The organism is Aureimonas sp. Leaf324 (assembly GCF_001423245.1).
Lineage (GTDB): Bacteria > Pseudomonadota > Alphaproteobacteria > Rhizobiales > Rhizobiaceae > Aureimonas.
Map to the genome: position 1 here is coordinate 128,139 of NZ_LMOH01000025.1, position 16,702 is coordinate 144,840.

Genomic DNA, 16,702 nt, shown 5'->3' on the forward strand with positions numbered 1-16,702 from the left:
GTGTCGCTCGGGGACGGCGGCCAGGGTTTTCCTGCCTCGAGAGGCGGGCCGCAGCGGCTCCAAACCGCTGGAAAGCCGGCCTTCGCCCCGAACCCGAAGAGACCGCCTGGGCGAAGAGAGCATCCGCGTTGATTTCTGGATTGACCCGTCTTGCCCGCCCCGTGGCGGTGATCGCGTCCCTGACCGTGGCGCTCGGCCTTGGCCTCGGCGCACCCGCCGCCCGCGCCCTCGACCTCGGCTTTCTCGACCCGTTCAACCTCTTCGGCCCGTCGGACGACGAGAAGGCCGCCGCCGAACTGCCGGACCCCGTCCGCTACGAGGTGACGATCAACGTCTCGCCCAACGAGGACGACCTGCAGGACACACTGGAGGCCGCGTCGACCCTGAAGGCCGACGAGGACGAGCCGGTGTCGGGCTCGCTCGGCCTTCTCGCCAAGGCCAAGGGCGACCGGCGCCGTCTTGTCGGCACACTGTACGAAAACGCGCGCTACGACGGGCTCGTGACCATCCGCATCGAGGGCCAGGACATCGCGACGCTGGCGCCTGACGCGACCTTCGACACCTCGCGCCCCGTGCCGGTAACGATCGACGTCAATCCCGGCCCGCTGTTTGAGGTCGGCACCGTGCGCCTCGACGCCAACGGCGTGCCGCTCGATCCGGCGACCTACGACCTGACGCCGGGCTCCTCGGCCGATTCGGTGCGCATCCTGCAGATCGAGAAGCGCATCGTGCAGGACCTGCGCAACGAAGGCCGCCCCTTCGTCGCCGTGACGCGCCGCGACATCGTGGCCGATTCGGCCACGCAGCGCCTCGACATCGCGATCACCCTTTCGCCCGGCGAGACGATCCCGTTCGGCCAGACCTTCGTCACCGGCAACGAACGGATGGAGCCCGGCTTCATCGCCTACATGACCGGCATCCGCCCCGGCGAGACCTACTCGCCGCAGGCGCTCGAAAAGGCGCGCGAGCGGCTGCGCAAACTGAACGTCTTCTCCACCGCCACGATCCGCGAGGCGGACGCGCAGGCGCCCGACGGCACGCTGCCGATCCAGGTGACGGTCGCCGAGCGGCCCCGCCGCGTGATCGGCGCGGGCGCCACCTTCTCCAACACCGAAGGCGCGGGCGCCAACGCCTACTGGGAGCATCGCAACCTGTTCGGCCGGGCCGAAAGCCTTCGCATCGAGGGCTCGGTCTCGCGCATCGGCGCCAACACCCTGTCCGACACCGGCCGCGAGACCGACGGCTTCGACTACAAGGCCTCGGCCGTCTTCCGCAAACCCGGCGTCCTCGGGCCGGACTCGGTCTATGTCGGCTCCATCACCGGCCTTCGCGAGCAGCCGCTCGCCTACGACCGCCAGTCGATCGCGGTCAGCAACGGCGTCGAGTACATGATCGACGACCAGCAGAAGGTGGCCGTCAGCCTGCTTGCCGAATACGAGACCGTCGGCACCTATCTCGGCGAGAACGAGTTCCTGCTCGCCTCCGTGCCCTTCACCTACACCTACGACGGGCGCGACAACGAGCTGAACCCGACCGAGGGCTTCCTCGCCAAGCTCTATGCCGAGCCGACCTACGAGATCGAGGACGGCACGCCCTTCATCAAGGCGCGCGGCGACGTGTCGGCCTATCTGTCGCTCGACGAACGCGACCGCTTCGTCGTCGCCGGACGCGTCGGCTACGGCGTCATCGCCGGGGCCGACCTTGCCGACGTGCCGACCGACCGGCGCTTCTTCGCGGGCGGCGGCGGCTCGGTGCGCGGCTACGTGTTCCAGTCGATCGGCCCCTACTATCCGCCGTTCCCGCTGCCCGGCACCAATCCCCTCTTCGTCGACACGCCGACCGGCGGCCTGTCGGTGTTCGAGGCCTCGGCCGAGCTGCGCTTCAACGTCACCGACAAGATCCAGGTCGTGCCCTTCGTCGATGCCGGCACGGTCGGCGACGACTTCGCGCCCGACTTCGGCAACCTGAAGATCGGCGCGGGCGTCGGCGCCCGCTACCTCACCGGCTTCGGCCCGATCCGCGTCGATGTCGGCATTCCGCTCGACCCCGGCCCGCGCGACGGTTCGTTCCAGATCTATGCCGGCATCGGACAGGCCTTCTGAATGATCGCGATGCGCCTCCTCTCCGCCCTCCTCCTGAAGCTGCGCCTGCTCGCGCTGGTGGCGGCCGCGCTCGTCGCGGCGCAGCCGGCGCACGCGCAGTTCCTCGCCGGCCAGCTCGAGAATCTCCTGTCGACCGAAGACCGGCAGGTGAAGATCCAGGGCCTCTCCGGCGCCTTCAGCGGCGAGGTGCGCATCGACGAGGTGACCGTCGCCGACCGCGACGGCGTCTGGCTCACGCTGCGAAACCTCGCGCTCGACTGGTCGCCGCTGGCGCTGGTGCGCAAGACCGTCGAGGTGCAGAACCTGTCGGCCGGTCAGGTGGTGATGGACCGCCTGCCGCGCGCGGCCCCACCGACGACTGAGGAAAGCTCCGAGCCCTTCTCCCTCCCCTCGATCACCGCCCGCATCAACCGCATCGCGATCAACGAGTTCGTCCTGAACGAGGCGGTCGCCGGCATCCCGGCGCGCCTTGCCGCCGAGGCCGCGCTCAACCTGTCGCCCGATCCGACGCAGCTCGACGCCTCCGCCACGATCCGCCGCCTCGATCAGGGCGGCGACATCGCGCTGAAGATCGGCTTCCAGCCGGACGCCAACCGTCTGGAGATCGCGGTCAACGCCAGCGAGCCGGCCGGCGGCCTGGTCGCCGGGCTCCTGAAGCTGCCCGGCGCGCCGCCCGTCAGCCTGTCGATCAACGGCACCGGCCCGTTCGACAACTTCGCCGCCGACGGCACGCTGGACCTCGGCGCCGAGCGCGCCGCGACCCTTCGCGCCACCGTCCAGAACGGCGCGGACGGCCGGCGCATCGGCGTCGACCTCACCGCCCTCTCCGCCCCCTTCGTGCCGCTCGCCTATCAGGGCGTCGTCGGCGACAACCTGCAGCTCGCCGCCAACGTCCTCCTGCGGACCGACGGGGTGATCGCGATCGACAGCGGCCGTCTCCAGTCCGGCCCGCTCGACCTGTCTGCCTCCGGCACGTTCGACCGGACGGGCGCCGGCAACGACCTCACCGTCGCCCTGCGCACGGATGCCGCCAACCCGGTGCCGCTCGCCTTCGGCAATGAGGGCGCGCGCACCGCGCTCGAGATTTCCTCGATCGACGCGACGCTGCGCGGCAGCCTGTCGGTGGCGACGCTCGATGTTGCGGCGAGCGCGCGCACCGCCGGCTTCGAGGACTATGTCGCCAACGCCGTGACCTTGAAGGCGACGAGCCCGGGCTTCGATCTCAACAACCTGATCGGGCAGATCGTCGTCGACCTCGGCGCCCAGTCCGCCTCGGTGCCGGACGGCATCGCCGCGCGCGTCCTCGAAGGGCCGATCGCCGTCAATGTCGACGGCGCGCTGACGGCGGACGGATACACGTTCAACACGGCGAAGCTCACCACCGGGGCGGCCAATCTCGCGCTCTCGGGCAACGCCGCCTCCGATTTCTCGACCTTCCAGCTACGCGTCGACAGCGACATCGAGACCGCCGCCCTGTCGAGCGACGCCGTGCCCTATGTCGGCCCGCGCGTCGCGATCGCGGGCTTTGCCCGGCGCGCGGCGGACGGCTCGCTCAGTGTCGAAGCCTTGCGTGTCGACGGCGATGCGCTGGACCTGTCGGGGTCGGTCAACCTCACCGGCGAGGAGATCGCCGCCGCGATCACCGGCCAGATCAACCAGGCCGCTATCGCCGACGCCGCCCTCAACGGCCAGGCGCAGTTCGACCTCAAGGCCTCCGGCACCACCAGCGCGCCCGCGATCGACCTCACCGCCAGCGCCTCCAATCTCGAGGTCGTCGGCCGGCAGCTGACCGATCTCCGGGCCCGTGTCCAAGGCACCTTCGCGCCCGAGGCGCCCGCCGGGACGGTCGCCGTCAACGGCACGTTCGACGGCGCGCCGCTCTCACTCTCGGCCGATCTCGCGACCGAGGGCGACGTGCGGCGCCTGCGAAACCTTCTCCTGCGCCAGGGCCAGAACCGGGTGGAGGGTGAGGTCGCGCTCGACGGAGAGAACCGGGCGACCGGCGCGATCCGCCTGGCGATTGAGGACGCGACGACCCTTCTCGCGCTCGCGGGGCAAGATGGCTCGGGCGATCTCAACGGCACCGTGTCGCTCGCGGTCGGCAACGGCGGCACGCCGGTCGCCGATCTCGACCTCACCAGCAACGCGCTGACGCTGACGCGCAACAATGCCGAGACGGCGCTGCGCGGCGCCCGCATCCAGCTGCGCGCGACGGACTACCTCACCGCGCCGCGCGCCACCGGCACCGTGGCCGCCGCCTCGATCACGGCCGGCGGCCTGACGGTCGCGCGGCTGAACGCCGCGCTGGAGGAGATCAACAACGCGACCGCCCTGAACGCCTCGGCCCGGATCAACGGCGTGCCGACCGAGCTGTCCGGCGATCTCGCCTTCACCGACGCCGGCACCGTGATCGAGCTGCGGCGGCTGACCGCCGCGATCCCCGATGCACCGGTCGCGCTCGCCGCCCCCGCGGCGGTGACGCTCGGAAGCCTGCGCACGACTTTGAGCGAAATCCGCCTCAACGCCGGCGCCGGCTCGCTCACCCTGTCCGGCTCGGCCGGCGACCAGCTCGACCTTGATCTCGCGCTCGACCGTTTCCCGCTCGCCATCGCCAATCCGTTCGTGGCAGGCCTCGATGCCGCCGGTACGGCGAGCGGCACGGTGGCGGTGGGCGGCCTGTCGTCGGCGCCCGACCTCGACTTCGATCTTCGCGCCGAGGGCGTGGCCACCGCGCAGACGCGCGCCGCCAATCTGCAAGGCGTGAACGCCGCCTTCGCCGGCCAGTACCGCGACGGGACGGCGACCCTGTCGGCCGCGCGCGTCGATCTCGGCTCCGGCTTCATCGAGGCCACCGGCACGGTCGGCGAGGCGCTCGACCTCGACCTCAACATCTCCAACCTGCCGGTCGCCCTCGCCAACGGCTTCGTCGACGGGCTGGGCGCGGAGGGCACGATCAACGGCACGGCCTCGGCCACGGGATCCCTGGAAAACCCGGCCGTCACCTTCGATCTTGCGGGACGCGGCATCACCGCCACCGAGATCCGGCGCGCCGGCGTCGAGCCGGTCTCGCTCGACCTTGCGGGTCTCTATCGCGGCGGCACCGCGCGGCTCGACCGGGCGCTCCTCACCGCAGGCACCGGACGGATCGAGGCGACGGGCACGGTCGGCCGGGCGCTCGACCTTCGCCTCGAGATCGTCGACCTGCCGGCCGCGCTCGCCAATGGCCTGCGCCCCGGCCTCGACGCGCGCGGCACGCTGAACGGACAGGCCACCGCGACGGGGACGCTCGCCGCCCCGAACGGGACCTTCGCGCTCACCGGCAACGGCCTTTCCGCCGCGCCGCTGCGCCAGGGCGGGGTCGAGACGGTCACGCTCGACATCGCCGGCACGTTTGCCGACGGCACGGCCCGTTTCGAACGGGCGCGGGTCGACACCGGCGCTGGGTCGCTGGACGCCAGCGGCACGGTCGGGCGCGCGCTCGACCTGCGCGTCGTCCTCGACCGGCTCCCGGTGGCGCTCGCCAACGCCGTGCAGCCAAGCCTCGACGCGCGCGGCACCCTGTCGGGCAATCTCGCGGCGACGGGATCGATCGCGGCGCCCCGCGCGACCTTCGACCTCCAAGCCGCGGACGTCTCGGTGGCGCAGACGCGCGCCGCCGGCGCCCCGGCGATCAACGCCACCGCCGCCGGCACCTATGCCGACGGCAGCGTCCAGCTGCAGACCGCCCGCGTCGACCTCGGCACCGGCTCGGTGACGGCGTCCGGCACGGTCGGTCAGCGTCTCGACCTCAACGTCGCCTTCGACAACGTGCCGGCGTCGCTGGCCGCGGCCGCGGCGAGCGGCATCGACCCGCAGGGCACGCTGAACGGGACCACGCGCGCGACCGGCACCTTGTCCGCGCCGCGCGCCGACTACGACCTCCGCCTCGGCGGCTTCTCGGTGACGCAGACGCGCGATGCCGGCGTCGGCCCGCTCGACATCGCCGCGCGCGGCACCTACGCCGACAACCGCGTGACGGTGGACAGCTCGCTGTCCGGCTCCGGCCTCGCCTTCACCGCCAACGGCTCGGTCGGCCTGTCCGGCACGCCGACCTTCGATCTTGCCCTGAACGGCACCGCCCCACTGTCGATCGCCAACCGCATCCTCGCCGAGGGCGGCCGCTCGGTGCAGGGCACGGTGCGCGTGGATGCCCGCGTGCAAGGGACGGCGGCAGCGCCCAATGTCACCGGCACGATCTCGACCGCCGGCGCGTCCTTCGTCGATACCGGCGCCAACCTGTCGCTGAACAACATCAACGCGCAGGTCTCCCTCAACGGACAGACCGCGACGCTCACCAGCGTCACGGCGCAGCTCGGCGCCGGCGGCACCGTCAGTGTCGCGGGCACGATCGGCATCGGCGCCGGCTTCCCGGCAGACCTGCGCATCCAGGTTGCGGACGGACGCTACGGCGACGGCGAACTCTTCACGGTGCGCCTCGATGCGGGTCTGACCCTGACCGGCCCGTTGACCGGCAACGCGCTTCTTGCCGGCACGGTGAATGCGCAGGAGATCGCAATTATCGTGCCGGACAACCTGCCAAGCTCGGTCGCCGAGATCGACCTGAAGCGTCGCAACACGCCGCCGGCCGTGCAGCAGCAGATCCGAGAGATCGACCCGCCGGGCAAGGGCGGGGGGGGGGCGAGCGGGGGCATCCGCCTCGATGTCACGCTGAACGCGCCGAACCGCGTCTTCGTGCGCGGCCGCGGTCTCGATCTCGAACTGGGCGGAACGATCCGCGTCACCGGCCCGATCTCCGATATCGCGGTGAGCGGCGGGTTCGAGCTGCAGCGCGGGCGCTTCCAGCTCCTGTCGCGCCGCCTCGACTTCCAGCGCGCGACGCTGACCTTCGACGACGGTCTCGTCCCGACGCTGGACTTCCTGGCCGCGTCCGACACCGGCGAGGTGACCGTCTATATCGCGATCACCGGGCCGGCCAACGATCCCGCCTTCAACTTCACCTCCTCCCCCGCCCTGCCGCAGGACGAGGTGCTGGCGCGGTTGATCTTCGGCCAGGGCACGGCCGACCTGTCGCCCCTGCAGATCGCCCAGCTCGCCTCGGCCGCCGCCCAGCTGTCGGGCGTCGGCGGCTCGACAGGCCTTCTCGACAACCTGCGCTCGCAACTCGGCGTCGACGATCTCGACATCCGCACCACGGCGGACGGCAAGACGTCGGTCGGCGTCGGCCGCTACATCAACGAGAACACCTATGTCGGCGTCGATTCCACCGGCCGCGTCTCGATCGACCTAGAGCTCGGGGCCGACATCAAGGCGCGCGGCGCGGTGACGGCGAACGGCGGCGGCGAGGTCGGCGTCTTCTACGAAAAGGAATACTGAGCCGCGCAACCGGGACCGGGCGTTCCACGTTTCCGATTGTCTTCCCGAAAGGGGTTTGTCAGCAGGAGTGGACCCATGAGCACCGAGTCTCTGAAGCACGCCAAGTTCGACCGCGACGACGGCACGTCGTTCGATTCGCCGATGGCCGTGGTCGAGGACGGGTTCCTGGACGGCCACGAGAAGCACTCGATCCTCGGCGAGTGGAAGCGCCGCGTCGATGCCGAGAACCGGGCCGACGGCATCGACCCGATGTCGCAGACGCTCGACCACGCCATCGAGAAGCTGGCAGGACTGAAGACCTGAAGCGCCATCACGCGGCCGTGACGCGATTGGCGATTGCGTAACGGCTTTGCGCTAGCCTCCCCTGGCTTCGGGCACGAGGCGATGGTCGGGTTCGATGCAGGCTTTTCGGGAAACTGTTGGGCACTGCGGCAAAACGCACTATCCTTCGGCGCCCAAGCGCGAGCCCGCCGGCTCGCCCCCAGAAGCCATGGACCGAGCGCGTGACCGATCAGTCTTCGAACGACGCATCCCTTGACCAGTTGAAGGCCCGCGGCGAAGCCGCCGCGGCAAGGGGGATCCGGGCCCTGTTTGCGGCCGACGCCGAACGCTTCCGCCATTTCTCGTTCCGCCACGACGACCTCCTTCTCGACGTCTCCAAGACCGCGCTGTCGGCCGACGATCTTTCGGCGCTCCACGCCTATGCCGAAAAGGTCGGCGTCCTCGAGCGCCGCGACGCGATGTTCGCGGGCGCCCGGATCAACACGACCGAGAACCGCGCCGTGCTGCATGTCGCGCTGCGCGCCCAGCCCGAGGACGGGTTCGCGGTCGAGGGCCAGGCAGTCGGCGCCGAGGTCGAGGCGGTGCTCGCCGCCATGGCGCGCTTTGCGGGTGGCATCCGCGACGGCTCGATCCGGGGCGCGACCGGCGAACGCATCACCGACATCGTCAACATCGGCATCGGCGGCTCGGATCTCGGGCCCGTCATGGCCGCGATCGCCCTCTCGCCCTACCACGATGGCCCGCGCGCCCATTTCGTGTCGAACATCGACGGCGCCCACATGGCCGACACGCTGAAGGGCCTCGATCCCGCGACGACGCTCTTCATCGTCGCCTCCAAGACCTTCACCACGATCGAGACGATGACCAACGCGCAGACCGCGCGCGCCTGGGTCGCGAAGACGCTCGGCGAGGCCGCCGTTGGCGCCCATTTCTGCGCGGTCTCGACGGCGCTCGACAAGGTCGGCGCCTTCGGCATCGGCGAGGACCGCACCTTCGGCTTCTGGGACTGGGTGGGCGGACGCTATTCCGTCTGGTCGGCGATCGGCCTGCCGCTGATGATCGCGATCGGCCCCGAGCGCTTCCGCGAGTTCCTGGCCGGCGCGCGCGACATGGACTGCCATTTCCGGCAGGCGCCGGCGGCGGAGAACCTGCCGCTCATCCTCGGGCTCGTCGGCTGGTGGCACCGCGTGCCGCAGAAGCACCGCACCCGCGCCGTGATCCCCTACGACCAGCGCCTCGCTCGCCTGCCGGCCTATCTCCAGCAGCTCGACATGGAATCGAACGGCAAGCATGTCGGCCTCGACGGGCGCCGCGTGGAAACCGCGACGGGACCCGTCGTCTGGGGCGAGCCCGGCACCAACGGCCAGCACGCCTTTTTCCAGCTTCTACACCAGGGCACCGACATCATCCCGGTCGAGTTCATCGTGGGCGCCAACGCGCACGAGACGAGCCCGGAGATGCGCGTCCACCAGGACCTGCTTCTGGCCAACTGCCTCGCCCAGTCGGAAGCCCTGATGAAGGGCCGCACGCTGGAGGAGGCGAGGCGACAGCTTCTGGACGCCGGCTGCCCGGCCGACGAGGCCGAGCGCATCGCCCCGCACCGCGAGTTCTCCGGCGACCGTCCGTCGCTGACGATTCTCTACGACAAGCTCACGCCCTTCGCCTTCGGCCGCCTCGTCGCGCTCTACGAGCACCGCGTCTTCGTCGAGGCCCAGCTCTTCGGGATCAACGCCTTCGACCAGTGGGGCGTCGAGCTCGGCAAGGAGCTGGCGACGGGCCTCCTGCCGGTCGTACGCGGCGAGGCCTCGACCGACGGCCGCGATTCCTCCACCGCGGGCCTCGTGTCCGCGATCGCCACCTTGAGAACCTGAGACCCGCCATGACGCCATCCAGCCTCGCCGTCCGCCAGGATCGTCTCGAGCCCGGCGACAAGTCGCAGCCCCGGCTCAACGATGCCGACACGATCGCCAAGGAGATCGTGGAGAAGCTTACCTACTCGATCGGCAAGACCACCGGCGCCGCGCGCCTGCACGACTGGCTCGAAGCCACGACGTTGGTGGTGCGTGACCGCATCATCGACAACTGGTTCAACTCGACGATCGAGACGCGCCGCTCCGAAGCCAAGCGCGTCTGCTACCTGTCGATGGAGTTCCTGATCGGCCGCCTCCTGCGCGACGCGATCTCGAACCTCGGCCTCACCGATCCGATCCGCGAGGCGCTGGCGCGCTACGACGTCGAGCTCGACCTCGTCGAGCTCCTGGAGCCGGACGCCGCGCTCGGCAACGGCGGCCTCGGGCGCCTCGCCGCCTGCTTCATGGAATCCATGGCCTCCACCGGCGTGCCCGGCTACGGCTACGGCATCCGCTACGTCCACGGCTTCTTCCGCCAGGAGATCGTCGACAGCGCGCAGGTCGAGCTGCCCGAGACGTGGCTCAAGCACGGCAACCCGTGGGAGTTTGAGCGCCGCGAGAGCTCCTACGAGATCGGCTTCGGCGGCAAGGTCACCTCGATCGAGGAGAACGGGCGCACCCGCTTCGTCTGGCGCCCGGCCGAGCGTGTGCTCGCCGTCGCCTACGACACGCCAGCGGTCGGCTGGCGCGGCAACCACGTCAACACGCTGCGCCTCTGGTCGGCCCAGTCGCTCGACCCGATCCTGCTCGACGCCTTCAACGCGGGCGACCACATCGGCGCGCTTCTGGAATCCAACAAGGCGGAGGCGATCACCCGCGTCCTCTACCCCGCCGATTCGCACCAGGCGGGCCAGGAACTGCGCCTGCGCCAGGAGTTCTTCTTCTCTTCGGCCTCGCTGCAGGACATCATCCGCCACCATCTCGCGCAGTACGACGACCTCACCAACCTCGCCGATAAGGTCGCGATCCAGCTGAACGACACCCACCCGGCGGTGTCGGTCGCCGAGCTGATGCGCCTTCTGGTCGACGTGCACGGCATGGAATGGGACGCGGCCTGGACGATCACGCGCGCGACCTTCTCCTACACCAACCACACGCTCCTGCCGGAAGCCCTCGAGACCTGGCCGATCCATCTCTTCGAGCGGCTGCTGCCGCGCCAGATGCAGATCATCTACCAGATCAACGCGGGCGTCCTGCGCGAGGCGACGCAGGGCCAGGGCTTCGACGACAGCACGATCTCGGCGATCTCCCTGATCGACGAGGGCAACGGGCGCCGCGTGCGCATGGGCCAGCTCGCCTTCGTCGGCAGCCATGCCGTGAACGGCGTGTCGGCGCTGCATACCGAGCTGATGAAGCAGACCGTGTTCCACGACCTGCACCGCCTCTATCCCTCGCGCATCGAGAACAAGACCAACGGCGTGACGCCGCGCCGCTGGCTGCACCAAGCCAATCCCGGCCTGTCGGAGCTGCTCGACGAGACCATCGGACCGGGCTTCCGCGACCATATCGAGGAGATCGCCAAGCTCGACGCGCATGCGGACGACGCCGCGTTCCAGGAACGCTTCGCCGCCGTGAAGCGCGAGAACAAGCAGCGCCTCGCGACGCTGGTGCAGGAGCGCCTCGCGATCACGCTCGATCCGGGCGCGATGTTCGACATCCAGGTCAAACGCATCCACGAATACAAGCGCCAGCTCCTCAATATCCTCGAGACGGTGGCGCTCTACGAGCAGATCCGCTCGCTGCCCCATCTCGACTGGACGCCGCGGGTCAAGATCTTCGCCGGCAAGGCCGCGCCGTCCTACGTGCAGGCCAAGGAGATCATCCATCTGGCCGGCGACGTGGCGCGCGTCGTCAACTCCGACCCGACGGTGCGCGGGCTCCTGAAGGTCGTCTTCATCCCGAACTACAACGTCTCGCTCGCCGAGATCATCATGCCGGCGGCGGACCTGTCGGAGCAGATCTCGACCGCGGGCCTCGAGGCGTCGGGCACCGGCAACATGAAGTTCGCCCTCAACGGCGCGCTCACGATCGGCACGCTCGACGGCGCGAACGTCGAGATGCTGGAGCATATCGGCGAAGACAACATCTTCATCTTCGGCCTCAAGGCCGACGAGGTGGCGAGGATGCGTGCCGAAGGCCATGGCGGCCAGGCGGTGATCAACAGCCAGCCGCTCCTGCGCTCGGCGATCGATTCCATCTCCGCCGGCGTCTTCAGCCAGGGCGATCCCGGCCGCTACGCCAACCTGATGAACTCGATCCGCGACCGCGACTGGTGGATGATCGCCGCCGACTTCCGGGCCTACTGGGACAAGCAGCGCCAGCTCGACGTCCTGTGGAAGGACCGCGGCGCCTGGAACGCGATCGCCGCCCGCAACACGGCGCGCATGTCCTGGTTCTCCTCCGATCGGTCGATCCGCGAATACGCGCGCGACATCTGGAAGGCGGGCCCCGACGCCGTGTGAGGCGACGCCTACACCCGCCCAATCCGACCCGACGGAAGGGCCGATGTCCCGCATCGGCCCTTTTTCGTGCGCGCAAGGCGGCTCGCCCGTGCAAAATCTCTGTGCAAAGGGCGACAGCCGATAGTTGCCGCGCGATCATCGGCTCTATCTTTCCACCGTGGAAACGAAGAAGACTGGCAGTCGGCATGCCCTTTGCGCGGGAGCGAGGGGAACTGCGCAGGAGGAGACGAGGATGGCAGATCACCGGCGCGCGGGGCCGATCTCGCGTGACACGATGGCCTATGTGCTGGCCGGCGGGCGCGGATCGCGCCTGATGGAGCTGACCGACGACCGCGCCAAGCCGGCCGTCTACTTCGGCGGCAAGTCGCGCATCATCGACTTTGCCCTGTCCAACGCGATCAATTCGGGCATCCGCCGCATCGGCGTCGCCACGCAGTACAAGGCGCACTCGCTCATCCGCCACCTCAACCGGGGCTGGAACTTCCTGCGTCCGGGCCGCAACGAGAGCTTCGACGTCCTGCCCGCCTCGCAGCGCGTGTCGGAAGACCAGTGGTACGCCGGCACCGCCGACGCGGTCTATCAGAACATCGACATCATCGAGGCCTACGCGCCCGAATACATCGTGATCCTTGCAGGCGACCACGTCTACAAGATGGACTACGAGATCATGCTGCAGCAGCATGTCGACACCGGCGCGGACGTGACGATCGGCTGCCTCGAGGTGCCGCGCATGGAGGCCGTCGCCTTCGGCGTGATGCATGTCGACGAGAAGAACCAGATCACCGCCTTCGTCGAGAAGCCGGCCGATCCCCCCTCGATTCCTGGCCGTCCCGACACGGCGCTGGCCTCGATGGGCATCTACGTCTTCAACACCAAGTTCCTGGCCGCGCAGCTGCGGCGCGACGCGGCCGACCCCAATTCCAGCCGCGACTTCGGCCACGACATCGTGCCTTACGTCGTCAAGCACGGCACGGCCTACGCCCACACGTTCTCCTCGTCGGTGGTGCGCTCGGAGGCCGAATACGGCTCCTACTGGCGCGACGTCGGCACGGTGGACGCCTACTGGCAGGCCAATATCGATCTCACCGACGTCGTGCCGCAGCTCGACATCTACGACCGCGACTGGCCGATCTGGACCTATGCCGACGTGACCCCGCCGGCCAAGTTCGTCCACGACGAGGACGGGCGCCGTGGCATGGCGATCTCCTCGCTCGTCTCGGGCGACTGCATCATCTCCGGCGGCTCGCTGCACCGCTCGCTCCTGTTCACGGGCGTGCGTCAGAACTCCTACTCGGTCCTGGACGAGGCCGTGGTGCTGCCGCACTGCCATATCGGGCGGGGCGCGCGCGTCACGCGCGCGATCCTCGACCGGGGCGTCCACATTCCGGACGGACTGGTGATCGGCGAGGATCCCGAGCTCGACGCCAGCCGCTTCCGGCGCTCGGCCGGCGGCGTCTGCCTCGTCACGCAGTCGATGATCGACCGGCTCAGCCAGGGATGACCACGGTTCTCTCCGTCGCGTCGGAGGTCTTTCCGCTGATCAAGACGGGCGGGCTCGCCGATGTGGCGGGTGCGCTGCCGCTGGCGCTCGGTGCGATCGGCGTCGACGTGACGACGCTGATGCCCGCCTATCCGTCCGTGCTCGCCCAGATCGGGGGCGCCGAGACGGTCGCCGCGATCGACGATCTCTTCGGCGGGCCGGCGCGCATCCTCGCCGCCGAGGTCGCGGGGCTCTCGATGCTCGTCCTCGACGCGCCGCATCTCTTCGACCGGCCGGGCGGCCCCTATGTCGGGGCGACGGGCTACGACCATCCCGACAACTGGGCGCGCTTTGCCGCGCTCGGCCGCGCCGCGGCCCTGATCGGCACCGGCCTCGTGCCGGGCTACCGGCCCGACATCGTCCACGCGCACGACTGGCAGGCGGCGCTGGCGCCCGTCTATCTCGAGGCGGCGGGGAGCGAGCGTCCGCGCACCGTGATCACCATCCACAACCTCGCCTTCCAGGGCGCCTTCCCGCAGACGATCTTTCCCGAGCTCGGCCTGCCGCAAAGCGCCTGGGGCGTCGACGGCGTCGAATACTACGGCTCGGTCGGCTTCCTGAAAGGCGGGCTCCGGGCGAGCGACCGCATCACCACGGTCAGCCCGAACTACGCGCGCGAGATCCTGACCGCCGAGGGCGGCATGGGCCTCGACGGCCTGCTGCGCGGCCGCGAGGACCGACTGTCGGGCATCGTCAACGGGATCGACGTCGAGACCTGGGACCCGAACACGGACCCCCACGTCGCGGCGACCTTCGACCGCGACGCGCTGTTCCGCCGCGTCATCAACAAGCGGGCGCTCGAAGCCGAGTTCGCGCTGGAGGAGGACGACACGCCGCTGCTCGCCGTCGTCAGCCGCCTGACCTGGCAGAAGGGCCTCGATATCCTCGCCGAGAGCTGCGACGACATCGTCGCCGCCGGCTGTCGCCTTGCCGTCGTCGGCTCGGGCGACCGGATGCTGGAGGGCGCATTCCTGTCGGCCGCCGCGCGTCATGCGGGCCGCATGGGCGTTCGCATCGGCTACGACGAGGTCCTGTCGCACAAGGTGCAGGCGGGCGCCGATGCGCTGCTCGTCCCTTCCCGCTTCGAGCCCTGCGGCCTCACCCAGCTCTATGCGCTGCGCTACGGCTGCCTGCCGGTCGTCAGCCGCGTCGGCGGCCTTGCCGACACGGTGATCGACGCCAACTTCGCCGCGCAGACGGCGGGCGTCGCCACCGGCATCATCTTCGCGCCCGTCACGCGCGAGGCGCTGATAGAGGGCGTCCAGCGCCTCATCGCGCTCTACGCCGACGCGCCGCTGTGGCGCGACATGCAGCGCACCGCCATGGCGAGCGACGTGTCCTGGACCGCCAGCGCACGGCGCTACGCCGACCTCTACAACGGCCTTCTCCAGGAACGAGCCTGATGATCCGAACCGTCGCGACCAAGCCCTTCGACGACCAGAAGCCCGGCACGTCGGGCCTGCGCAAGAAGGTCCCGCATTTCGCGCAAGAGAACTACGCCGAGAACTTCCTGCAGGCGATCTTCGACGCGACGGAACGCCCGGCGGGCTCGGCGGTCGTGATCGGCGGCGACGGGCGCTATCTCAACGCCACCGTGATCCGCAAGGCGATCCGCATGGCGGCCGCCAACGGCGTCGCCAAGGTGATCGTCGGGCAGAACGGGCTCCTGTCGACGCCCGCCGCCTCCAACCTCATCCGCCAGCGCAAGGCGGCCGGCGGCATCGTCCTGTCGGCCTCGCACAATCCCGGCGGCCCGGACGGCGACTTCGGCATCAAGTACAACATCGCCAACGGCGGCCCGGCGCCCGAAGGCGTCACCGACGCGATCTACCGCCGCACGAAGGAAATCCAGGACTACCGGATCTGGGACGGCGAGGCGCCGGACCTCTCGGTGATCGGCACCAGCCGATTGGGCGACATGGAGGTCGAGATCGTCGATCCCGTCGCCGACTATGCCAGCCTGATGGAGACGCTCTTCGACTTCGGCAAGATCCGGCAGGCGATCGAGGGCGGCCTCACGCTGCGCTTCGACGCCATGCACGCCGTCACGGGTCCCTATGCCAAGGAAATCCTGGAGAAGCGTCTCGGGGCGCCGGAGGGCACCGTCCTCAACGGCGTGCCCTCCGAGGACTTCGGCGGCGGCCACCCCGATCCCAACGTCGTCTGGGCGGCGCCGCTGGTCGATCTCATGATGGGCCCGACGGCGCCCGACTTCGGCGCGGCGTCCGACGGCGACGGCGACCGCAACATGATCCTCGGGCGCGGCATCGTCGTCACGCCCTCCGATTCGCTCGCGGTTCTCGCCGCCAACGCGCATCTGGCGCCGGGCTACGCCAAGGGCATCGCCGGCATCGCCCGTTCGATGCCGACCAGCGGCGCGGCCGACCGCGTGGCGCAGAAACGCGGCATCGGCATCTACGAGACGCCGACCGGCTGGAAGTTCTTCGGCAACCTCCTCGACGCCGGCAAGGTGACGATCTGCGGCGAGGAGAGTGCGGGCACCGGCTCCGACCACGTGCGCGAGAAGGACGGGCTCTGGGCGGTGCTCCTGTGGCTCAACATCCTTGCAGAGCGCGGCCAGTCGGTCGCCGAGATCGTCAAGGCGCACTGGGCCGAGTTCGGCCGCAACTACTACCAGCGCCACGACTACGAGGAGGTCGACAAGGCGGCGGCAGAGGAGCTGATGAACTCGCTTCGCGGTCGCCTCGCCTCCATGGCCGGCCAGCGCTTCGGCACGCTCGTCGTCTCCGAGGCCGACGACTTCTCCTACAAGGACCCGATCGACGGCTCGGTCTCGACCGGCCAGGGCGTGCGCATCGTCTTCTCCGGCGGCTCGCGCATCGTCTTCCGCCTATCGGGCACCGGCACGGTGGGCGCGACCTTGCGCGTCTATCTCGAGCGCTTCGAGCCCGATCCGTCGCGCCACGACCTCCCCGTCGAAGAGGCCTTGAAGGAACTCGTCGAGACGGCGGACGCGATCGGCGAGATCAAGGCGCGCACCGGCCGCGCCGAGCCGGACGTTCGCACCTGAGC

8 protein-coding genes are annotated in these 16,702 nt (G+C 69.8%); all 8 read left to right on the plus strand.

Annotation, left to right across the window (positions count from 1 at the left end; genetic code table 11):
* Positions 1-140: 140 nt before the first annotated feature.
* On the plus strand, positions 141-2,102 hold the full coding sequence (locus tag ASF65_RS14635) for an autotransporter assembly complex family protein (protein ID WP_055890541.1): 1,962 nt from the start codon (positions 141-143) through the stop codon (positions 2,100-2,102).
* Entirely contained in the window at positions 2,103-7,475 is a 5,373-nt protein-coding gene (locus ASF65_RS14640; protein ID WP_055890543.1) for a translocation/assembly module TamB domain-containing protein, read from the plus strand.
* A gap of 75 nt (positions 7,476-7,550) precedes the next feature.
* Positions 7,551-7,778: a hypothetical protein gene (locus tag ASF65_RS14645; RefSeq protein ID WP_055890545.1), complete on the plus strand. Its 228-nt coding sequence runs from the start codon at positions 7,551-7,553 to the stop codon at positions 7,776-7,778.
* A gap of 200 nt (positions 7,779-7,978) precedes the next feature.
* Positions 7,979-9,628 carry a glucose-6-phosphate isomerase gene (gene pgi, locus ASF65_RS14650; protein WP_055890546.1) on the plus strand — a complete coding sequence of 550 codons (1,650 nt, stop codon included), beginning with the start codon at positions 7,979-7,981 and terminating at the stop codon, positions 9,626-9,628.
* A gap of 8 nt (positions 9,629-9,636) precedes the next feature.
* A complete protein-coding gene (locus ASF65_RS14655; RefSeq protein WP_055890548.1) occupies positions 9,637-12,129 on the plus strand; it encodes a glycogen/starch/alpha-glucan phosphorylase in 2,493 nt (830 codons plus the stop codon).
* A gap of 232 nt (positions 12,130-12,361) precedes the next feature.
* A complete protein-coding gene (glgC, locus tag ASF65_RS14660; RefSeq protein ID WP_055890552.1) occupies positions 12,362-13,630 on the plus strand; it encodes a glucose-1-phosphate adenylyltransferase in 1,269 nt (422 codons plus the stop codon).
* Positions 13,627-15,072, plus strand: coding sequence for a glycogen synthase GlgA (gene glgA, locus ASF65_RS14665; protein WP_055890554.1), 1,446 nt, complete (start codon positions 13,627-13,629; stop codon positions 15,070-15,072). The genes glgC and glgA overlap by 4 nt, the downstream gene beginning before the upstream one ends.
* Entirely contained in the window at positions 15,072-16,700 is a 1,629-nt protein-coding gene (locus tag ASF65_RS14670) for an alpha-D-glucose phosphate-specific phosphoglucomutase (protein ID WP_055890556.1), read from the plus strand. The genes glgA and ASF65_RS14670 overlap by 1 nt, the downstream gene beginning before the upstream one ends.
* Positions 16,701-16,702 lie beyond the last annotated feature (2 nt).

Bases quoted from the DNA above. Each gene is read 5' to 3' on its own strand.
- glgA (WP_055890554.1), top strand. From the start codon at position 13,627: ATGACCACGGTTCTCTCCGTCGCGTCGGAGGTCTTTCCGCTGATCAAG.
- glgC (WP_055890552.1), top strand. From the start codon at position 12,362: ATGGCAGATCACCGGCGCGCGGGGCCGATCTCGCGTGACACGATGGCC.
- ASF65_RS14670 (WP_055890556.1), top strand. From the start codon at position 15,072: ATGATCCGAACCGTCGCGACCAAGCCCTTCGACGACCAGAAGCCCGGC.
- ASF65_RS14645 (WP_055890545.1), top strand. From the start codon at position 7,551: ATGAGCACCGAGTCTCTGAAGCACGCCAAGTTCGACCGCGACGACGGC.
- ASF65_RS14640 (WP_055890543.1), top strand. From the start codon at position 2,103: ATGATCGCGATGCGCCTCCTCTCCGCCCTCCTCCTGAAGCTGCGCCTG.
- ASF65_RS14655 (WP_055890548.1), top strand. From the start codon at position 9,637: ATGACGCCATCCAGCCTCGCCGTCCGCCAGGATCGTCTCGAGCCCGGC.